Source organism: Roseimaritima sediminicola (assembly GCF_009618275.1).
Classification (GTDB): domain Bacteria; phylum Planctomycetota; class Planctomycetia; order Pirellulales; family Pirellulaceae; genus Roseimaritima; species Roseimaritima sediminicola.
Map to the genome: position 1 here is coordinate 1 of NZ_WIAD01000037.1, position 21,847 is coordinate 21,847.

A 21,847-nucleotide genomic window follows, 5' to 3' on the forward strand; every position below is an offset into this window, starting at 1 on the left:
GTAGCTCGGCGACGGACTGTAGCTCGGCGACGGACTGTAGCTCGGCGACGGACTGTAGCTTGGCGACGGACTGTAGCTCGATGAGGCGGCCACTGACTCCTGACTTGACTCCGACCCTACCCCGTCCCCCGAACCGCTGTAACTTTGCCCAGACACCACGGAATCGGCAAGCCGAGCGCGCGCGGCCGCGTCCAAGGCAGCCATAACCGCACGCGCGTCCTCGCTGCTGACGAAACCATCAACATTCACGTCCAATGGATCCCCGGGCAAAAACTGAGCCCCCTGCGCCCGGTTGACCTCATTGATGATGGCCAGGACATCCAGCGGCGTAGTGCTGCCATCGCTGTTGACATCCCCAAACCTAACAGATGACTCGAGCGCACGATCCAGCCCTGTGTACTCAGCCGGGCCCGAATCCACGCCGTGCAGATCTCCTGCCAGCATCATCCGCGGCCGAAGACTTTGAAAACGAAGACGTCTCACAACTCCTCGTGTGGCAGCGGACTCTCGACGTTGCATTAGATGTCCGGCGAGACGCGCTTGCCAAGTTTTTTGTGCCCCATCAGCTGCCCTACGCTTTTAAATGCTATTACTGTCCTTCGCAATGACCGGTAGCGGGAAAGTGTGGCAGCTTGGTTTCGTTTGTCAAGCCTTTCAGAAATCGCTTTTGCAGAATCTGTCCTTCCCATCTCGTCTGGGTGGGGCGGGGCGCGCTACGACGAAGACTCGCAATTGCAGGCGCTGCGTTACTTACGACTGCCTGCACAACTGGAAAACGAAGTGATCGAGCAGCGGCTGCTTGCCCTACGAACGAACTGCAGAGGCTGGTTGCGCCCAGCATCCCGGACGTGTCAATGCAAAAGACGTCCACAGAGCGTGACCATCCGCCCCAAGAAGTCGTCCCGACGAAGAACCACCGACCAGGATTGGCTTAACGAGCTGCCTTGGGGGAGCCATCCCGCCTGCTTCGCCGCCACGGACCGGCCGCTACCGGACAGATCGCCGGCCTATCAGGAATGCGGGCTGAAATCAAACTTGACTCGCCGACCCCACCTTGAGTGCCAGCCAGGCGCTTTAAAACGCAATCGAATGAGGAAACGGCGCAAACTGTTTAACAATCTGCTTTAGTCAACAGCCCTGAACCATGCAGCGAACGCTGCGACCGCAGTCAGCACGGGGACTATCCTGCACGACGAGTTCACCGTAATGTCCGTATCGCATTCGTAAATGGTAGAGGAGCAAGCGGACGAGACGCTTCCCGGAGCCTATGAACGTGAACACAGACTGACGCAGGCAAACTAGCACACGACACCGAGCCAAGAATCCTTCAAGCCGGCTAACACGAGCGAATTTCCTCACCGAAAAGCCCACCCGAGGTGCACTCGGAATTTCCACAACTCCCACAACCGTTATGGGCCGTTCACGCCGCTTCCCCTAGGCTAGCAGGACAACCTGGAACCCCAAAACGCTAAGAAAGCCACGTTTCTAATTTTTCTCCGCAGACCCGGCAGGCATTATGAGTGCCCTGCTCTAACCAACTGAGCTACTGGCCCGCAAGGACTTGCCGGGCGCGATAACGGGGTCGATTCCGCTGCCGCGTCAGGCGTCCGAGACAAGCCGAATTCTAACGCTCCGCCCTGCCCTGGCAAACCGCACGCCGTGGCGTCAGCGGCGGAAAAACGCGTCGGTGAGCGTCGGTGAGCGTTTCCCCGGGCTCGCGCCCGGGGCTACCGCATGCCATCGCTCTGCGATTCCGACCGAGGCCGTCTCCACACATGGCATCCGTCCAGGACACAGTATTTCCATTCGTAGCGGTCTATCACTAGTCGCCCGGTTTCGCTATCGCTTCTCGTTGCCCGTGAGCTCGAGTTGCAGGTCGGATTCGAGGCGGTCGCATTCCTCTTTTGTCCAGAACCGGTAGTCCTCGGATTCTCGAACATGTGTCAATTCGTTGGCAAAGAGGTCCCGGATCGGTTCGCGCAGCGGGGCATCGTCAGGCAGGGCAAGGAACTTATCCGCCAAATATCGCCGACCTGCTGCGTTCTGCATCAGAAGGTTGAGCGGGCGGCGAATCTTGTCCGGACCTCCTTTGATTTCGGCAAACCACCGCTGGAGCAGATCGGCTGGAACAAGGTCGAGCTCGTCCATCAATATTAATGTCTCGACACAGTTCAGTTTGTCGGTAATGTGCTTGGCAGTCTTAATAAATTCTACCGTGGTATCGACATGCCGCTGTTCTGTTGGCCAGCGCCAACGAGCAAGAATTGCTGCAGCGTCGCGAGTCGCGAACGCTTGACCTTGTGCAGATTGCATAAACATCGCGTGACTGGTTTCGTTCGGCGCAAAGCCTAGATCTGCATAAGCGCAAAACAGGGAGTAGGACAAGGACGAATCACCACTGCTCGATTCCAAATCCCGCAAAACACGCGACAGCAAGTGCGTCACGGTCGCAGGACTGCGGTCTGGACGCCATAACGCTTGTTCAAGAACCATGCCTCGAACGAACGGGTCTAGGAACAACGATGTCCCATCATTTAAATGACGGTCAACCTGATCCCGAATACGTCGCATCAACTGATAGAAGACTCGCTCCCTTGCATGCGACTCTTCAGCAGAGAGCGTCTTTGCACTGATTTTTTCGGTGCTTGCAACCGTGCGATAGACGAGGTCACTATAAGTGCCCGACCATTGCTTATACTGATTGTCCACGTAAAGCCGTCGGCAGGTATCTTTCGTGACTTGCTTTGCGTCGGGCAGCACCGGATCGAAATCCTTGCCAGGATGCTGTACGCGTGCGTGCTTCAAACCCGAACCATTGATGCATGTATACCACTGTCGCGGACCAGAATCCGAAAAAGCGAAACAAGCTCGAATCGGGTAGCCAAATGCAGCTGATTCGGCCGGCATACGATACGACACAAAGAAGCCACCGGTCTCGCACACCAGTAACTCCTGCATATAACTGCGATTAATCTGCAGGTCCGTTTTAGCAACTCCCTGAATTACCCTCGGTAGCGGCAAGCTATAGTCGTTGACTTCTTCCGGTCGGCCTTTCTGAGCCCAATAAACATGCCCCACAATTGGGCCGTGTGCTTCAAACGTGAACGACACGGGAACCGGATCGGTCTCTGACCTGTTCATATCGAAAGCGTGCCCGAACGCAACACAGCTTTTGGGACTCTGGCTTTTGTTTACAGAAAGCAGAAAAACGTCCTTTGTGGTCCAGTCGACAAATGTCGTGTGCAGGTCGACACCATCGTCCGTGCCACTCAAGGTAGCCACTGTATACGCACCGCTCGAGGTTACCTCCGGAGATAACGCAGGCACATTAGAACCCAGCCCAGGGTCCTGCGCATCCAGAACTGAACTGACAAGAACCACAGAGACCAAAAGGCTGCATAGAGCCGATCGAGCATTATCCATTCGAGCTACCGTCAATCGCGTTCAGGCTGCAAATCGTTCAAGCTATCGAGCGAACACTACGCACGAGCGGACGGAGAGAGACGCGAGTCCGTTGCCGCGTCAGGCGTCCAAGACACGTCGAATTCTAACGCTCTGCCCTGCCCTGGCAAACCGCGGGCCGAGGCGTCAGCGGTGGAAAAACGCGTCGGTGGAGAGCTCGATCTCGCAGTCCTCGCATAACTGCAGGTCGAGCTTGCTGCCGGCAGTGTCGCTGCGGTAGCCACCGTCGCTCTGGCGACGGTCGACTTGAATCGCTCGCGTCGCGGGGTCCACGATCAAGTACACGCCGACGCCCTGGCGCCGGTACAGCTGCCGCTTGTAGTGCAAATCATTCTGTCGGGTCGAATCAGACAAGACTTCGGCCACCAACGTCGGCGTCTGTTCCAAATGCCGCTCGGGCGGACGCCCGCACACCACCAGCACGTCGGGACGGACCACCGTGTCGTTGCTGATGATCCAATCCAGCTCCACCAGTGGCTCCGCGTCACACGCTGCGGCTTCGATCGCGTTTCCCAACACGCGACTCAACCGAGTCACCACGCCTTGATGAACGCCAAAGGGGCTCGGCGTCATCGCGATCGCGACACCTTCCCATAATTCCCAGTCGCCCTGCCACTGGGCATATTGGTCGATGGTGTAACGAGGCGTGAATTTTTCGACAGACGACATGCTGGTTTCTAGACTCTGGCGTTTTTCGGCTACGGGGATTGTTTAGTGGCGTGTTCAGACGGGGACGTTCAAAAGTTCGCAGGCTTCGCGGTAGCCGGGGGCGGCGGTGCCGTATTCGCTGGCCGAAACGCGGGCCAGGGCCACGAGCTGTCGCCACCGTAGGCTCGGCCGCGTTTGAGCGAACTCTTCGGTCGCCGTGCGGTAGTACTTTTCTGCGTGCAGCGCGCCGTCTTCGCTGGTCGCGAACTTCAACAACACATCCGAAACGGCTCGCGGCGATCCGCCGAGATCGGCGTAGCGCTGGACCGCCGCTCCCGCCAACGCTTGGTCGCGATCGCGGACCGCTCGTTCGGTTTGCTGCAACAGTTTCTGCTTGTCGTCCACTCGCTCGACCGCGTCCATCTTCAGCGGCCACGGCTGGCGCCGCACGCGAGGACTCTGCCCGGCCGTGTGGTAGGCTCCCACCAACAAGCTGGCGATCGTGTTTCGCGGGTTGCTGACCCGCGCGATGTTGCGCCAAGCGTTGGCGGCATCGGAAGCGTGGACGCCCACCGACGCGCCGTGAACCGAACCCTTAACCTTGTCGCCGTCGCCATCTTTGGCTCGTCCCGGATCGTGCAGCAGCAACAGGTTGGCCGCCACCGACATGGCTTCGCCGACTTGATCGGGCGCATAGCCCTCGGCCAGAGCCTGAGCCGCCGCATCGGCCGCCTGCTCGCGATCGCTCTGAAAGAACGTCCAAGCCAGTTCCTCGACCCAGGCATCGTCGCCGCGACGATTCCCCACGGGACGGCTGAGCAATTTATATTGGTCCAGCAATCGTGGCAGCAACGACCACAACCGAGGATCGGGCCGGCCGTCGCGGATCCGCCGCTGGGAGTCCCGCACGCAGTAGCGTACCGACTGCCGCAGCAGCGTCCCGGCGTGCTGCTCGCCGACAACGCCGATCGCCGCCCAGGCCCGCCACGCCAAGACCACGCGATGCACGTCGGCTTCGTCCTGCACGCTGTGCTGCACACGGTTGAAGACGTCTGCGGGCGGCGCTTCCTGCAGAGCAGCCATGATCCGCTCCGCCCCCTCCTGATCGGCCTGCCGCGTCATGGCCTGCAGAGCCTCCGCGCTGACGCGCTCGCCCTCGTGCTGGTGATCGTCGAGCTGCTTGAGCACTTCGCTGCCCGTGCCGCCGAACTGTTGAATCCGCGCGGTATTACGGTACAGCACTTTTAAGACCGGCAAGGGTCGGCGATCGGAAGGCAACTCGGCCGCCATCTCCAGCGCCGGGGTCAGGGCCATGAAGGTGTGAAAGCCCACGTAGTCATGACCGCCAAAGGTCCGAGCGTTGGCCAACGAGCCGGCGGCCACCAGGGTTGCCAAATCGGTGCCGCCGTCGAGCTGGGCCAGCAGTGCGGGCTGCAATTTCTCTAGCGGTGTCTCCTGCATCAGCGCGACCAGGGGCTCGAGTTCGCCGAACGTCAAGCGATCGTTCGTCTCCTCCGCCCAGGCCGTGTGGATGCCCAGATCGCCGGCCAAACCGGTGCCCAGGCTGCCTACCAACATGCCACTGCCGACATTCGCCAAGAACCGGCGACGACTACTGTGCGTCATTTGAATGCTCTCCAGGCGGGGACGATACGAACATCGCTCTCTCGCACTATACCACAGCCGGCAGGGAGGCATTCCCGTCGCCCTTCCAGGGCTTTTGCGGCGGTTTGGTTGCGTTTCCCCGGGCTCGCGCCCGGGGCTACCACATACCATCGCTCCGCGATTCCGGAAGTGCTACTCTCACAGGCTGGAAGCCTGTGCCACCCAGAGTAGCTCGGCTGTCCTCAGCCGAGGATTGCGCACCTCAACGGCCGGGACGGCCGTGCTGCTTTCACAGGCTGGAAGCCTATGCCACACAGAGTAGCTCGGCTGTCCTCAGCCGAGGATTGCGCACCTCGACGGCCGGGACGGCCGTGCTACTCTCACAGGCTGGAAGCCTATGCCACGGCGGATGCTACCGATTCAGCGCTTTGTTGAAGATGGCGACTTCGTCGATCCGGCCTTCGAAATTGAAACGGTTGTCGCTGCGGCCGCCGATGAACAGCTGCCCGGACTGCGGCGCGGGCCGGTCATCCAGCGTCACGCTGATCTCGGGTTCGTCACCGTCGTTCAAGTACACCCGCACGCTTTGTCCGTCGCGCACGAACACAACCCGATTCCAAGTCCAACGTTCCAGCGGCGTGCTGCCCACTTCGACCGCCGAATCGTCGTTGCCGTACTGGTAGACCAGGCGGCCGGGCGTGGTCGCGGTGCCGCCGATGCCCAGATGGTCGCCGTGCGGGGAGACGGCGTCGGGATGGTCGCGGGAGAACAACCATCCGGTCGTCTCACGGCCCTCGTGGGGCATGCCGTTCCAGAACCACATCGCGACGCTGTAGGTATCGCCCAGATCATCAAACCGGGTGTGCAGCCGGCCACCGGCGAAGTGCGCCGCGCGGTTCCGCTCGCGGACCGACGTTTCAGCGGTCTCCGACAAGCCGGGTCCTTCCAGAAAGAAGACCACGCCGGGTTCGTAGATCGCGTCGCGGCGGTTGGCACTGGCGTCGACCGCCCGCGGCCCCTTGAACTCGTGCATCCGGTAATACGCCAGCGGCCGGTGCTCGAGCGTCTGCTGAACCTCGGGCGTCTCAGGCCACTGCGGCTTCTGGCGCGGCTGGCCGGTGACCTGTTCGATCAAGGCCAGAGCGGCGGCGGCAATTTTTGGTTCCGCCGTCACTTCCAAGCCGGCCGAACGCGCGGCCCAGGTGTTGTAGCCACCCAGCAGGTGTTGCTCGGGCGGCGGGATGTAGCCGTCGCCGCCGTTGGCCAATTCGATCACGATCGTGTGCTTGGCGGGGCTTTGCAATTTCAGCTTCCAACCGGTCAGCGCGTAGGTCTCGTTGGGCGTGGTGGCGATCGCGATGTCGCCGATCCGCAGGGCCTGGACGACGACCTCGGTGTCCTGCAGCTGGTCGAGCAGCACCTGTTCGCGAGCGTACACCTCGGTGGTGTTTTCCGGGGCCCGGTCGCCCATCTCCTCGACGATTCCCTGGGCCCACTGCAAACGCTGCTTGTCCGGCACGCGGTACTTCAGCTGCAGACGTCGCTCGGCCATCTCCACGTCCGCATCGCCGTCGTAGTCGATCGTTTGATACGCGTCCCAGGCCAAGTCGACCATCCGATCGGCATACTCGTCGATGGTCCACTCGGGTCGCTGCTCCGGCGGCAGCGTGTAGTCGCGCCGCCAGATGTCGCCGCTGCAGCCGTGGGACATGATGGCCACCGGCGCCGCTTCCTCTCCGGAGATCCCCGAGCCAATACCGCCGCCCGAGACCGCGTCGCTGCCGGAGTCCGCACCGGCCAGTCGCTGCTGCAGCCGTTCGCAGAACAAGCCGAAATAATCGGCGCTGATGCCGCTGTCACCGAAGTAGTGCATGGAAAAGTTCGCCAGCACGGCCAGGGGTCGACCCTCGGGGCTTTGGAAGGCGATCAACGACAGCTCGGGGTCCTCCGGTCCGGAGGGGCCCGTGACGTCGTCCCAGTTGTTGGCCGCGTGCATGTTGGCCCGCACCGTGGGGTTTCCGAACGGGTCATCGGCCACGCGGTCGCTGCGCCGCACCCAGCGGCGGATCGCGGTGTAGGCGGCGGCATCGGTCGAAGCGAAGCCGACGCGGGCGGGCTGCAAGCGAGCTTCGGCTGCGGCGATCGCGACCGCCAAGCGTTCCCGCAGGTAGGACACGTAAGCGGGATCGGCGTCGGTACCGAGGGCGCCCATGCAGGAGGGCGCGGTGTGGGTGTGCGTGGCGCTGATCAGCATGTCTTCCGGTTTGATCTGCGTCCGCTTGGCCGCCAGATGTTTGGCGTCGTCGAGCAACGGCCGCGGCATCATGCAGCTGTCCACGACGACGATGGCCACGCGTCGGCCGTCATTTTCGACGACGATGGCTCGCGCGGACACAGGCGTTTTCACTTTATCGGAGCTGCGGCTGAGCATTCCGCCGTTGACCAAGACGGGCAACTCGGGCGGCGTCACATCGGTCACGGCCGCCCCCACGCGCAGTTCCGCTCGCGCCGGCGTGAGCCAAGGGGCCGGCGCGGCCAAGCCAAGCATCAAAGGAACCAAAAGCGTCCAAACGGACGGGATCAATCGCAGCAACATGGGCAGGACTCCGAGGGGCGAGAATGCGATACCATACAGGCATGTGGGGCAACCAAACACAAACCAGCGGCCCGGTGAGACCCTCGCAGCGGTTGGCCGATTCCGATCGAGCCGATCGGCATCTGCTGCGGCGGCATCCCATGATCACACTGGCGATGGCGGCGGCGGCGGGGATCCAAGGTGGGTTATGGTCACCGCGGTTCACCATTCTAGCCGCTTCCGCGGCCGCTTTGTTGTGGGTCCTGCATCGCCGAGCGGGGCACCCGCGCGTGGGATGGCTGGCGGCGATGGGCTCTCTGGCGGCCGCCTTCTCCATCCACGCTGCGGCCCGTTATGAACAGCACGACCACGCGACGCTACCGACCTTTCTGCGGCCGGATCCCCAGCCGGTTGTCCTCCGGGCGACGGTAACCAGCATGGTCGAGCGGCGCCCCAATACGCTGGCTCGCCTGCAGGGCCGCGCGGAGGCGTGGCAGTCGATGTTCGATGCCCGCGTGACCGAGCTCCGCGCCGGAACCCGATGGGTGCCCGTCGAGGGCGGTGTGAAAGTAATCGTGGACGCCGAGACACCGTATATCCTGCCGGGCGATCGCCTGCGAGTGATGGGCAAACTGCAACCGATTGAAGGCCCCCGTAACCCCGGCGAACCGGACCTACGGGCGCGGCAACTGGCTGCCGGTCGGCACGCCCACCTGCTGGTCGACTCGCCGTCTCAGGTGCATCGCCTGGAAACCGCTACCGACGTGCGTCGTCCGTTCGCGCGGCTGAGCAATCGTGGCGAGCAGATCCTTGCCCAACATCTGCCACCCTCGACCCGTACGCTGGCGGCCGCGTTGGTGCTGGGACGGCGCGAAGCGGTGGCGCGATCGACTCGGGAACTGCTGCTGGAAACGGGCACGGCCCACCTGTTGTCGGTCAGCGGCCTGCACCTGGGCATCGTGGCCCTGGCGGCGGCCTGGTTGCTTGCCGCCACCAATCTGTCCCAGAACAAGCAGTACCTGGGCGTGTTCGTCATTTGTGTGGTGTATGCAGCGGTTACCGGAGGACGTCCGCCGGTGATGCGCGCGGCGTTGTTGGTCGGAGCGTTGCTGCTGGGGGCGTGGTCAGGCCGACTGGTGCATCCCCTGAACGCCCTGGCTCTGGCCGCTCTGGGGTTGTTGTGGTGGGACCCTGCCAACCTTTCGGCCGTCGGCGTGCACCTGTCGTTCCTGGCCGTAGGTACGTTGATTCTGGCCAGCCGCGGCGTGTCGGCCATGGCAGCGAGGGGACAAGCCGCCGACCCGCTGGACCGACTGCTGGACGCGCGGCTGGGTTGGCTGCGACGCGGCGTCCTGACGGCACTGAGACGCATCCGCTTGGCCCTCTGGTTCAGCTTTTGGGTTTGGGCGATCACCGCCCCGCTGGTCTGGTTTCATTTCCACATCCTCAGTCCGGTATCGATCCTGGCGAACGTCCTGCTCGGTCTGCCGCTGATGGTCGCGTTGATTTCTGGTTTGGCAACCGTGGCGTGCGGCTTGGCACTAGACCCGCTGGCCACCCTACCTGCGGCAGTCTGCCACGGCAGTTTGACGTGCATGCTGTGGATCATCGAAACGATCGCGACGGTGCCCGGCGGCCACCGCTGGCTGCCCTCGCCGCCGGGGCCGTGGGTGGCCGGCTTCTACGGCGTCCTGGCCGGGGGGCTGCTTTTGCCGCGCCGCTGGCCGCGCGTGGGCTTGCTGCTGTCGTGGCTGGGCGTCTGGATGTTGGTCGCTCTGCCGCTGGCGACCCTGTACTGCAGCGGCGTCCAGCATCCGGTCCCCACGGGCACTCTGGAAGCGACGTTCATCGACGTCGGTCACGGGACGAGCGTATTGATCCGCCAGGACGACGGCACAGTGTGGTTGTACGACTGCGGACGGCTGGGCGATCCGGCGTTCAGCAGTCGGCCGATCCAGAGCGTGCTGTGGCACTACGGCATCTGGCGGCTGGACGCGGTGGTGCTGTCGCACGCCGACGCGGATCATTACAACGCGCTGCCGGGATTACTGCGGCGCTTTGGCGTGCGACGCGTGATCACGCCGCCGGGGATGTTAGAAACCGATGAACCAGGGCTGCACCCTCTGCGCGTGGCGATCGCCGACGCAGGCGTGGAGGTGATCGTGCAGCACGCCGGCCAGACGCTGGCGCTGGCCAAGTCGCCCTCATCGACAACGATCTACCATCCGCCGCCGCAGCGGATGGCCGGCAGCGACAATGCGAATAGCCTGGTCCTGGGACTGCAGCATGCCGGGCGAGTCTTGCTGTTGCCCGGCGACCTGGAATCGCCCGGCACCGAACGCCTACTCGAACATCCGCGGCCGCCGGGCGGAGGGATCCTGATGGCGCCACACCATGGCTCGCTGCAACAGGATCCGCGGCCGCTGCTGGACTGGGCTCGGCCGCGAACGGTGATCGTCAGCGGCAGCCGCCGAGCGGGCCAGCCGGCGGTGCTGGAGACGCTGGGCCGCAACGGCGCCGACGTACACGTGACGGCGCTGGAAGGAGCGCTGCGAACCCGCATCGATTCGGAGGGACGCGTGACGGTGTCGGCGGGGCCGTAGAGTAGTGGACGAGGCGACGAGTCCGTAGTGGACGAGGCGACGAGTCCCTGAACGCTGAGGACTCGTTGCTTCGTCCATTACGGTTGAGGTTCGGGACTCATTGCTTCGTCCACTACGGTTGATACCTCCTCGACCGGCGCCTCGGGGGCGGGTTTGGGCGCGGTCAGCTTCTGCACCGTTGCGGCGGCCAGCGCGAACGTGACCAGCACGCCGACGATCGTTCCGGCGACCAGCCACTTGGGGGCGCGGCCGCCATCGATCAGCAACCACAGCAGAGCCAGGGCCATGACCGGCAAGCCCAGGGCGGTCAAGCCTTGTGCGATCACGATGAAGTTGACGTTGCTCTCGATGGCGAACACCGACCAGGAGGCGATGGCCGCGCCAAAGACCAAGGCCAACACCGTCAAGCGGCGGGGCCCCACGTGCGAAGCCCGGCTGCCCAAGCCCAGGCAGTCCGAGAATACGGTGCCGCCGATCAAGGCGTTACCGACAAAGGACGAAACGGCTCCGGCCAGAATCCCGGTGGCGAACACGCCGGTCGCGACGCGGCCGAAGGTCGGGCGCAGGCTGTCGGCCAGGGTGTCGATGCCGGTCACCATTTCCGGAGCGATCTTGCCGTGCAGAGCGGCCGCCGCGGTCCACATGATCAACATCGTCAACACACCCAGCGTGGCGATTCCCACACAGCTGTCGACCGACCGAAAACGCAGCTCACCGACCGTCCAGCGACGCTCCCGCACCAGATAACACTGGTAGAACGCGCCGGCCACCGAAAACGTCGTGGCCATCAGGGCACGAATGTCACCGGTCAACTGTTCCGACACCGCTCGAATCGACGACCCCGTCGGCACCAAACCCGACACCGCGGCGCCGGGGCGAACGCCGCCGGCAAAGGCGTTGACCAGAAAACACGCGATCATCAAACCGACCATGCTGAGCATCGCCGCTTCGATGATGCGGTACACGTCGCGGGCGGCCAAGAAGAATACGACGATGCCCAGATTGAAAGCCACCAGAAACCCGACCGAGGTCCACGGCGAATCTTTCAACGTCGGCGCAAAGTACTCTGCGGCCAACAGCAGGGCGCGGTTGTTACCGGACTGAAACAACGCGACGATCAAAAACAGGACCACGCCGATCGCGACCGTGGGCCAATAACCGAATCGTTGCCGCAGTCGTCGCCCGGGCGTGCGGGGGTGGGACACGCCGGCGTACAGCGCGGCCACCGTCATCATTGCCATCAGGGCGGACGTGGTCAGCACCAACCAGCCAATGGTGTAGCCGTGTCGCACCCCGACACGTGAGGCGATGGTGATCGTACCGGGTCCCAGGACCACGGCGGCCACAACGACCGCAGGTCCAATGGACCGCAGCCAATCCCCGAGAGAGCGTTTCGTCGTCTGTGTGGTTGTTGCGTTCTGCATCGGCCAATGCCAAACTCTGTAGCGTCGTAGTTTCCAAGCCCCGAAATCTATTTGCCACAAGGTACACTATGCGGATCGAGATTGCTGCCGACATCGAAGAAATGGGGCGTCGCGCGGCCGAAAAAGCGGCACAAATCCTTCGCGACGCGATCAGCGACAACCGTCGTGCGCGGATGATCGTGGCCACGGGCGCCTCGCAGTTTACGGTCCTGGACCATCTGACCCAGCAACCCGACATCGATTGGCAGTTGGTCGACGGCTTTCATCTGGACGAATACATCGGAATCGACCGCTCGCACCCTGCGTCATTCTGTCGCTACCTGGACGAACGCCTGGTCCAGAAGGTGCCTCTGGGTTCGTTCCAATTCCTCGACGCCGGCGGCACGCCGGAAGAGAACGTCCGCCGCATCGGCCAGGAATTATCCAGCCAACCGGTCGACGTCGCGCTGGTCGGGATCGGCGAGAATGCGCACCTGGCGTTCAATGACCCTCCGGCCAACTTCGATGCCACCGATCCCTACATCATCGTCGAACTGGACCGGCTGTGCCGGCAACAGCAGGTCGGCGAAGGCTGGTTCGGATCGCTGGACGAAGTGCCCACGCACGCGATCAGCATGTCGGTGCAGCAGATCATGAAGAGCCGAGCGATCCTGTGCAGCGTGCCGGATACGCGTAAAGCCGATGCGGTGCAGGCGGCGGTCGAAGGCCCGGTCACGCCCGACGTGCCCGCTTCGATCCTCCAGCAACACCCCAATTGCACGTTGCTGCTGGACCCGCCAGCCGCGTCGAAGCTGAGCGAGAGCACTCGGCAGGCGGCGTCGTGAGCGGCTTTGTCGATATCCAGGTTAACGGTTACGCCGGCGTGGATTTTAACGGCGACGACCTGACCGCCGAATCGTTTCACGGGGCTTGCGAGAGCCTGCGCCGCGACGGCGTGGCGTCCTTTCTGCCGACCCTGATCACCGCTCCGGTCGATTGCCTGCAGCGACGGCTGGCGACCCTGGCGAGCATCGTCCGCGAGGACGCGCTGGCCACCGAAATGGTCGCCGGCGTGCACGTCGAGGGACCGTTCCTAAACCCGGCTCAGGGCTATATCGGGGCGCACAGCAGCGAAGCGACCGGCCCGGCCAAGGTCGACCTCGCCAAACGTCTGCTGGAGGCCGCCGAGGGCTTGGTCCGGATTTTCACGCTGGCCCCCGAATGCGACGAGGGGGCCGCGACGACGCGCTACCTGGCCGACCAGGGCGTGATCGTTTCGGCCGGCCACTGCGACCCGTCCCTCGACGACCTAAAGCGGGGCATCGACTCCGGCCTGCGGATGTTTACGCACCTGGGCAACGGCTGTCCGGTGACCTTGCCCCGGCACGACAACATCGTCCAGCGCGTACTCTCGCTGGCCGACCACCTGCACATCGGTTTGATCGCCGACGGCCACCACATCCCGCTGTTTGCACTGCAAAACTATTTGCGGCTGATACCCCGCCAGCACGTGGTGATGACGACCGATGCGATCGCCGCGGCGGGCCTGGGACCGGGACGGTTCCCGTTGGCCGGACGAATCGTTTCGGTCGCGCCCAACGGCCCCCCGCGCTTCGACGACAGCGGCCAGTTGGCCGGTTCGGCCGCCACGATGCCGATGATGATCGAGAACCTGCAGAGTATGGGCACGGACCCGGCAACGATCGATGCCTACTGCGGCGGAAACGCTCGCCGACTGCTGGAGTTGTGAACGGCACCGTAGCTGATCGTCGCCAGAGTTTGGATCGACTTCAGCTACGAGCGCTGGAGTCGAGCCTTCAGGCGATTCAGACCTGTCACCGAAAGCGGCTAGAGCCTGGACTCCAGCACGCCCCAACGTCTGGCGACTTCATTTACGGGACTGGGTGAACGCCGTCTTCAGAATCACCAGACAACTTGGCGCGTGCGTGATCTCGCCTTCCATCACCCGCCGCACCGCTTCGTCCAGCGGCATCTTCACGCACTCGATCTGCTCGGTGCCTTCCGGGTCGGGCTGGCCAAACGTCAGGTCTTCGGCCAGAAACAACGCGGTCGGTGAAACCACGTTGGCGGTAAACGGATCGGTGGTTCCCAGCGCCGTCAACCGCCCGGCCGTGATACCCAGTTCTTCGCCCAGTTCACGGCGAGCGGTCGGTTCGGCGGCCTCGCCCGGTTCGACTCCGCCGCTGACCGCTTCCAGCGTTACTCGGCCGACGCCGTAATGAAACTCGCGAGTCAGGTAGACGTGACGGTCCGCATCCATCGCCAACACGCAGACGCCGGGCTTCAGATGCACGACCACGTAACTGCCGGGATGACCATCGGGACGGCGGACATCATCCTGCCGCAGTCGCACCCAGGGATCGCGATAGACCTCGCGCGAGTGGAGGATCCGCCACGGGCCGTGTTGTCGCGGCAGCCCTTCGCCGGCAGGCCCCTGATCCGCATCGGCCATCGCTATCGACCCTCAAAGATAATCTGATCGGCCAACTGGCCTTGCAGGCGGACGTCGTCCCACATGCCCAGATCATCGAACGAGCCCAAGCCGATCTGTCCCCACTGAAAACGCTTGTCCTTGGCCACCATGTGTGGCGTATCCATATCGTCGAAATAAATCTCGATGGTTCCGTCGGCGATGCGGCGGACGACTTTGACCGTATGCCAGGTGTCGTCTTTCCACGGGGTACCCGGATTGGTCTTGTCGCTGATCTTGACGCGGGCGGCATCGTCGACGACGAAAACCTGATTGGCGTGATCGTCGGTCCGTTCCCCCAGATGCACGTAATAGAACTGGCCTGGGTTCTGGTAACCAAAGAACAGACACATGTCCCGATGGGCTCGCGACGTTTGCAGGGTTTTCACGCGAGCGGTCAATTCAAAGTCGCCCACGATCACGCCTCTCAGCAGCGAGATGCTGTGCGGGCTGCGATGCGGCGGCGTGTAGTCGCTTTTGCCCAGCAGATGGTAAACGTGATTCACGCCGCCGTCGTCTGTTTCAATCTTGGTGATCTTCCACTTCTTCTCGTCGGTTGGCGACCAGCGTGAAGCACCCGATTCAAAGTCCTCCTCGATCTGAATCGGACCACTGACCTGGAGGTTTAGTTGGCTGTCGTCGTCGGCGTGGGCGTTTGCGGTGACCATTACCGCGAAGGCCAGACAGCCCATAGCGAACAATCGAGACATCCGTCGATCCTTATGCGAAAGAAATGATGTGAGCGTAGTGAGTGGGGGGGCGTCAGCGGCGGAGCGAACAGAGTAGCAGTGTAATCGATTTGCGGCAGAGAGATTCCGCGAACCCGGCGAGGCGTCCCGAATGCCGGCTACGTTTCGGGCGGGCAGGGGCGGGGGCGGGTATTCAACAGGAATCGATCGGCGGCGGCATCGATCTGCATCGGCGTGCTGACCCGAGCGGTTTCCCGCTGCCCCGCCCAGCGGTCGGCCACGCCCTGAATCACGATCCGGCCACCACGGCCCAAACTGTGGCAGCGAAGGACTTGGCGCGCGACCGCAAACTGGAACCGCGACTGGGGATAATCCGGCACGCCCAACGCCTCGATGCTCCAGCGATCCAGATCCAGGTTCTGCCACCCGTCCTCGCCGGGCGCAGTCAGAAAGGCCTGCAACCGTTCCGGCAGACGCTGCACGGCCGAAGCATGCACCTGCAGCGTCACGCGGCTATTGTGCGGGGAGTACAGCGCCCAGGACGGCCAGTGATCCCAGTATCCGGCACGTTCCAGCAACGGCAGCACAAGGGCCAGACACGTTACCATCAGGCCCAACGCCGCGGGCAGCAGCCGTCGCGAGCGGCGCGCCGAACCGGTTTCGTCATCGCCCTCGCGAGCGCGAGGGCGCGTTCGTGTGGGCGTGAACAATAGAACTAATTGAGCGATCATCGCCGCGTTCCAGACCAACACGCCACTCTGATGGGCCAATCCCCAGGGGCCGAGCAACCCGATGGTGGCCACATGCATCGCCACGCCCACTCCCACGGCCACCAGACGGGTGATGCGAAAGCACAACAAAATCGCCACCAGCAGCTCCACCGCCGGAAACACCGCCGCCGCCCACAACCGCTGGCCCTCGGACCACTGGCCGACGGCCACCCCGCCAAGACCGCCAGCGGTCTGCAAGAACTGCTGCCCGACGGTGTGCAGGAATTGAAAATCGAACTTGCCCACGGCCGAATAAAAATAAATCGCCACGGCCAGCAATCGCATCATCGCCAAACCTCGGCGCGAATCCGTGCTGGCCCACAGCACCGCCAGCAACAGAGCTTGATAGAACCAGGGTTGCAAGCGGTGTTGGTTCAGCAGCACCAGACCGATTCCTGCCGCCAAAAAGGCAATCCAACCAGCACTCTGCCAGCGAACGCGAGGGACCACAGCGGCCAGGGCGATCGCGGCGACGACGACGGCCAGCATCGTCCATTCGACCGCCGGCGGGACGCTGGAAACCGGCAGCAGGGGAACGGCCGGAAACCCGTCGGGCGGCAACCACAGCCGCCAAGTGACCGCCATCAGCACCAGCCAGAAGCCGATCCAGACCCGCTGTAGCAGACGATAACGGTCGTCCAAAGCGACCTCGCAGGCGTACAGAGTTAGCGTCGACTTGGGCATCGATGATTGGGACTGGCGGGAGGGGGCGAAGCTGTCGTCCAGCGAGCGGCGGAGGGGGCTGGGAGGGGAGGGCGAAAAAATCGCCCCCTTCATCCAGCCACCCCTGCACCCCCGCTCATTGTAGCCACTGCCCCTGCCGGCGACCCCCCTCGCCACTGACCGCAGCGTAGCCCAAAATCGTTCGCGTGCGTTTTCCCGCTCCGCCAACGTTTTCCCGCTCCCCCAACGTTTTCCCGCTCCGCCAACGGTCGCCCTAGCGCGCTCGGAACACTATGCCCCTGGTCACCCTCGAAGAATTATCGATCGGATTCCGCGGCCCACCGTTGCTGGACGAGGTCTCCGCGAAGATTGAATCCGGCCAACGCATCGGCCTGCTCGGACGCAACGGCGCCGGCAAGACGACCCTGATGAAGTTGTTGGCCGGCGAGCTCGAGCCCGACGGCGGCAAAATCCTTTTCGAAGCCGGAACCCGCGTGGCCCGCCTGGTTCAGGATGTACCGCGAGAATTAACCGGTTCGATCCATGATGTCGTCGCCGCCGGCTTGGACGAGGACGACACGAGCGAACCCTGGCAACAGGAGCATCGTTTGGAACGCGTGCTGGCCGAGATGGAACTGGATCCGGCGGGCAGCTTCGAAACGCTTTCCAGTGGCATGAAGCGTCGGGTACTGCTCGCTCAAGCCCTGGTGGCCCAGCCGCACCTGTTGCTGCTGGACGAGCCGACGAACCATCTCGACATCGCGTCGATCCTGTGGCTGGAAAACTTCCTCGATCGCTGGGACGGCACGCTGCTGTTCATCACCCACGACCGTTCTTTCCTGCAGCGGCTGGCCAACCGGATCTGGGAAATCGACCGCGGCAAACTGTTCGATTGGTCCTGCGACTACCAGACGTTCCTACAGCGCAAAGAAGCCGCTTTGGCAGCCGAAGAAAAACAGAACGCCTTGTTCGATAAACGGCTGGCCGAAGAGGAAGCCTGGATTCGCCAGGGCATCAAGGCTCGGCGAACCCGCAACGAAGGACGCGTCCGCGCACTGAAAGCCATGCGTGTCGAGCGCAGCGAGCGGCGCAAGACCGAGGGCACGGCCAAACTACAGATCCAGGAAGCGATGCGCAGCGGCGCGTTGGTCGCCGAAGTCAAAAACATCTCCTTTGCGTACGGCGACCGACGAATCGTCGAGGACTTTTCGACGACGCTGATGCGCGGCGACAAGGTCGGCATCATCGGTCCCAACGGAGTCGGCAAAACGACGCTGCTGAAATTAATTCTCGGCCAGCTCCAACCACAGTCCGGCTCGGTCCGCACCGGCTCCAACGTGCGGATCGCGTACTTTGATCAGTTGCGTGACCAATTGGACCCCGAACGCTCTGTCCAAGACAACGTCGCCGACGGCAGCGACCGCGTGCGGATCGGCGAAACCACCAAGCACGTGATCGGATACCTGCAGGATTTTCTGTTCACGCCCGAGCGAGCCCGAACGCCGGTGCGGTTTCTGAGCGGGGGCGAACGCAATCGCGTGCTGCTGGCCAAACTGATGACCAAACCGGCCAACGTGATCGTGCTGGACGAACCGACCAACGACCTGGACAGCGAAACGCTCGAGATGCTCGAAGAACAGGTCTCGCAGTTCAACGGTACGGTCCTGTTGGTCAGCCACGACCGAACCTTTTTGAACAACGTCGTCACCAGCACGATCGTGTTTGAAGACGACGGCGTGAATGAGTACGTCGGCGGTTACGACGATTGGCAGCGGGTCGTCCGTCAGCGGCAGGCTGAAGCGGCGGACAAGGCCGCCGCCACACAGTCGAGCAAGCGGACCGCCAAACCGGCCGCCGGCGGGCAAACCGCAAAATCGTCGGCCGCGCCGGATCAGCCGCGGCGGCTGAGTTTTAAAGAGAAGCACGAGCTGGAAAAACTGCCCGAGCAGATCGAACAGCTCGAGGCCGAGATCGCTCGCTTGCACGCCGCGATGGCCGAGCCGGACTACTACAAACAACCCGGCGAGGTGCAAGCCGACAACCAACAACGCGTGTCGCAGCTGGAAGCGGAACTCGCCGCCGCCTACGCCCGCTGGGAAGAACTGGAAGCCTGCCAGCATTGATCGGCAAGTTTTCCTTGCACTTCCCGCTGCCAACTGCTCTACAATGAAGGGCCCCCTACCACCGACCGATGTGGCCTTGCCTCCACATCCGCCGGGGCCTCCCTCCTTCTTACCAGTGGTTAGCAGCGACCATGCGAACCTCGTTTTGGTGTTGGTATTCTTCGGCCGCGACGTTCTGTTTGCTTCTTTCGCTGGTGGCGAGCCCTGTTTCGCTGGCGGCGAACCCTCGAGCCGAAGCCCGGTCCGCCGGCGCCGCGGATTCGGTTCCCGCCGGCCTGCAGCTGCTGTACGATTTCCGCACCGCTTCCGGACCGGTGATCGCCAACGGGGCGCCGAACGGCGAGAAACTGGATCTCAAAGCGGCTCGGCCCCGTGACGTTCGCAGCGGGGATGCGGCGTGGCAACTGCAGGCCCCGACGCAGATTCGCTCCACGGCGCCGCCGCGGGCGTTTGTCCGCGCCGTCAAGAAGTCCGGCGAGTTGACAATCGAAGCCTGGCTGCGCACGGCCCGGCTCGATCAAACCGGTCCGGCCCGGATCGTCACGCTCTCGGGCGACACCAGCAACCGCAACCTCACCCTGGGCCAGGACGGCAAACGGTTCGACGTCCGAATGCGGACCAGCAAAACCGGCCGCAACGGCGTCCCCTCGCTGTCCTCACCGGACGGCACGGTGCGACGGGACTGGACGCACGTCTTGTACACCCACGACCGCGGCGGCCGCTCGCGAATGTACCTCGACGGCGTGCAGGTCGCTTCCGCCGATGTCGGTCGCACGCTAGCCGGCTGGGACGAATCCTATCACCTGATGATCGGCGACGAAGCGGGCGGCGGACGAGCTTGGCAGGGCGCGATCCGCTTTCTGGCGCTTTACAACCGAGCCCTCCCGCCGGATGAAGTGGCCGGCCGATTCCAGGCGGGTCCCGACCTACCCTCGCCCGAGCAGCAAACCGAGAACCGATCCTTGCAAGCTTTCGATCGAACGGTCGCCAGAGTGCTGGCCAAAAATTGCTTGGAATGCCACGATCCGGCCAATCGACAAGGCGGGCTGGACCTATCGCAACAAATCGCCGCGGCGACGGGCGGAGACAGTGGGCCGGCCATCGTGCCCGGCAAACCCGAAGAGAGTTCGGTGTGGTTGGCCGTCGAAAGCGACGACATGCCTCACGAACGCCCCCCGCTGTCGCCCGACGACAAACAGGCCCTGAAACAATGGATCGCCAGCGGTGCCCAGTGGTCGATCGATGTCATCGATCCCGCGTTGTACCTTCACGACGGACGCACCGACCAGTTGTGGGTCCAGCGTTTGACGGTCGATGAGTACATTCGCACGGTGGCCGATTCTGTGGGCGTGGACATCGCCCGCGAAGCCACCGCGATGTTGCCCCCGGACCTGCGTGCCGACGGCTTTGCCAATACGGCCTATAACCTGAACGTGGACCTCAAGCACGTCGAAGCCTACGCCACACTGGCCCAGCAGATCGTGGCCAAGATGGACGTCGATGCCTTTGCCAAACGGTTTACGAACAGCCGGAAACTGATCGACGACAATATGCGAAAATTGTCCGAGGACATGGGGCGCTGGGTCCTGCGAGGTCCGCTGGAGCCGCACGAGGTCGACCTGTACCGCGGCATTTCCACCACCGTGGCCAGCAGCGGCGGTGACTTCACCGAAGCCGTGCGGTTCATGCTCGAAGCGATGCTCCAGTCGCCGCGTTTTATCTATCGCATCGAACATCAACCGGCCGAAGGATCGTGGACCGTCAGCGATCACGAACTGGCCGTTCGGATCAGTTACATCCTGTGGGGCGGCCCGCCGGATGAGAAACTGTTTCGGGCCGCTCGCGATGGCAAGCTGAATCCCGAGCAAGTCGCCGCTCACGTCGACCGGATGTTGAAGGATCCGCGGGCGGCCCAGCGAGCAGAGCAGTTCGCCACGCAGTGGTTGAACCTGAACCGGTTGGGCAACCTGCAACCGAGCGCCGCCCGGTTTCCCAACTGGGATCCCGGTCTGGCCCAGGACATGCGTGAGGAAACGCTGGCCTTGTTTCATCGGGTGGCGTGGCAGGAGGACCGTCCCCTGGCCGAATTATTGAATGCCCAAGAAACCTATGTCACCGGCGCGTTGGCCGAGCACTACCGATTGCAAGGCCGCCGTGAAAAGATCGAACCGCCGCCGGGCGCGGCACAGGATCGCCAGTGGTACCGCGTGGATCTGAGCGACGACCCGACGCGCGGCGGCCTGCTGACGCACGGCAGCGTATTGACCGTCGGCGGCGACGAAGCGTCGATGGTCTCGCGCGGATTGTTCTTGCTGCACGACTTGCTGCGCGGCGTGGTGAACGACCCGCCGCCCTGCGTCGACACCACTCCGGTGCCCACCCAGAAAGGACTGACCCAGCGCAAAATCGCCATGCAGCGGGTCGCCAACACGGCCTGCGGTGGATGTCACAAACGCTTTGAACCGCTGGCCTATGGCTTGGAACGCTACGACGGCCTGGGCACCTTCCACACCGAAGACGAACACGGCAACCCGCTGCGCGAAGACGGCGCGGTTCAGATCCCCGGCAGCGGCCAGCCACAGGCCTACGAAACCACACAGCAGCTGGCCCAGTTGCTCGCGGCCAGTGACCGGGTGCAGGACACGCTGTGCTGGAAGCTGGCGCAGTTTGCCGTCGGCCGGCCGCTGACGGCCGCCGATGCCCCGGTGATGCAGCAGGTGTGTGAAAGTTCGCAAGCGGCCGGCGGCAGCTACCGCGATGTGATCCGTGCGATTGTGTTAAGTGATTTGGTTCGAAAAACCCGTCCCTAGGAACT

At 63.3% G+C, this 21,847-nt stretch carries 14 protein-coding genes; 5 read left to right on the forward strand and 9 right to left on the reverse strand.

The features are described from left to right. The 5 genes from GE027_RS23775 to GE027_RS16315 form a co-directional block, all read right to left on the reverse strand. Nucleotides 1–519: dockerin type I domain-containing protein (locus GE027_RS23775; protein WP_390621603.1), on the reverse strand; the 519-nt coding region annotated here is incomplete at its 3' end. A gap of 1,320 nt (nt 520–1,839) precedes the next feature. Beyond that, nucleotides 1,840–3,282, reverse strand: coding sequence for a hypothetical protein (locus GE027_RS16300; RefSeq protein ID WP_153558281.1), 1,443 nt, complete (start codon nt 3,280–3,282; stop codon nt 1,840–1,842). 306 nt (nt 3,283–3,588) lie between these two features. Further along, the gene (locus GE027_RS16305; RefSeq protein ID WP_153558282.1) at nt 3,589–4,131 is read right to left on the reverse strand and encodes a Uma2 family endonuclease; all 543 of its coding nucleotides are present in this window, start codon (nt 4,129–4,131) and stop codon (nt 3,589–3,591) included. Nucleotides 4,132–4,185: 54 nt separating this feature from the next. Further along, on the reverse strand, nt 4,186–5,736 hold the full coding sequence (locus tag GE027_RS16310; RefSeq protein WP_153558283.1) for a hypothetical protein: 1,551 nt from the start codon (nt 5,734–5,736) through the stop codon (nt 4,186–4,188). A 391-nt stretch (nt 5,737–6,127) separates the two neighbouring features. After that, complete coding sequence (locus GE027_RS16315) at nt 6,128–8,311, reverse strand: LamG-like jellyroll fold domain-containing protein (RefSeq protein ID WP_153558284.1); 2,184 nt, start codon at nt 8,309–8,311, stop codon at nt 6,128–6,130. Nucleotides 8,312–8,334: 23 nt separating this feature from the next. Here GE027_RS16315 and GE027_RS16320 point away from each other — a divergent pair, with 23 nt between their 5' ends. Further along, nucleotides 8,335–10,893 (forward strand): ComEC/Rec2 family competence protein, encoded by a 2,559-nt coding sequence (locus tag GE027_RS16320; protein WP_153558285.1) that lies wholly within the window; start codon nt 8,335–8,337, stop codon nt 10,891–10,893. A gap of 77 nt (nt 10,894–10,970) precedes the next feature. Here the strand turns inward: GE027_RS16320 and GE027_RS16325 are convergent, their stop codons facing one another. After that, nucleotides 10,971–12,317, reverse strand: a complete 1,347-nt coding sequence (locus GE027_RS16325; protein WP_153558286.1) for an NRAMP family divalent metal transporter — start codon at nt 12,315–12,317, stop codon at nt 10,971–10,973. Between the two features lie 68 nt (nt 12,318–12,385). Here GE027_RS16325 and GE027_RS16330 point away from each other — a divergent pair, with 68 nt between their 5' ends. Together GE027_RS16330 and GE027_RS16335 are read left to right on the forward strand one after the other, a co-directional pair. Then, entirely contained in the window at nt 12,386–13,141 is a 756-nt protein-coding gene (locus GE027_RS16330) for a glucosamine-6-phosphate deaminase (protein ID WP_153558287.1), read from the forward strand. After that, a complete protein-coding gene (locus GE027_RS16335; protein WP_153558288.1) occupies nt 13,138–14,046 on the forward strand; it encodes an N-acetylglucosamine-6-phosphate deacetylase in 909 nt (302 codons plus the stop codon). Before GE027_RS16330 ends, GE027_RS16335 begins: the two co-directional genes overlap by 4 nt. A gap of 138 nt (nt 14,047–14,184) precedes the next feature. Here GE027_RS16335 and GE027_RS16340 read toward each other — a convergent pair whose 3' ends face one another. From GE027_RS16340 to GE027_RS16350, 3 genes are all read right to left on the reverse strand, one after another. Next, nucleotides 14,185–14,769, reverse strand: a complete 585-nt coding sequence (locus GE027_RS16340; protein WP_153558289.1) for an NUDIX domain-containing protein — start codon at nt 14,767–14,769, stop codon at nt 14,185–14,187. Between the two features lie 2 nt (nt 14,770–14,771). Further along, the gene (locus GE027_RS16345) at nt 14,772–15,497 is read right to left on the reverse strand and encodes a hypothetical protein (RefSeq protein WP_153558290.1); all 726 of its coding nucleotides are present in this window, start codon (nt 15,495–15,497) and stop codon (nt 14,772–14,774) included. Nucleotides 15,498–15,634: 137 nt separating this feature from the next. Then, nucleotides 15,635–16,930, reverse strand: coding sequence for a hypothetical protein (locus GE027_RS16350; RefSeq protein WP_153558291.1), 1,296 nt, complete (start codon nt 16,928–16,930; stop codon nt 15,635–15,637). A 278-nt stretch (nt 16,931–17,208) separates the two neighbouring features. Between GE027_RS16350 and GE027_RS16355 the strand changes: the two genes are divergently transcribed. Both GE027_RS16355 and GE027_RS16360 read left to right on the forward strand, forming a co-directional pair. Beyond that, nucleotides 17,209–19,032: an ATP-binding cassette domain-containing protein gene (locus GE027_RS16355; RefSeq protein WP_153558313.1), complete on the forward strand. Its 1,824-nt coding sequence runs from the start codon at nt 17,209–17,211 to the stop codon at nt 19,030–19,032. Between the two features lie 131 nt (nt 19,033–19,163). Beyond that, nucleotides 19,164–21,842, forward strand: a complete 2,679-nt coding sequence (locus tag GE027_RS16360) for a DUF1592 domain-containing protein (protein WP_162006769.1) — start codon at nt 19,164–19,166, stop codon at nt 21,840–21,842. Nucleotides 21,843–21,847: the final 5 nt, after the last annotated feature.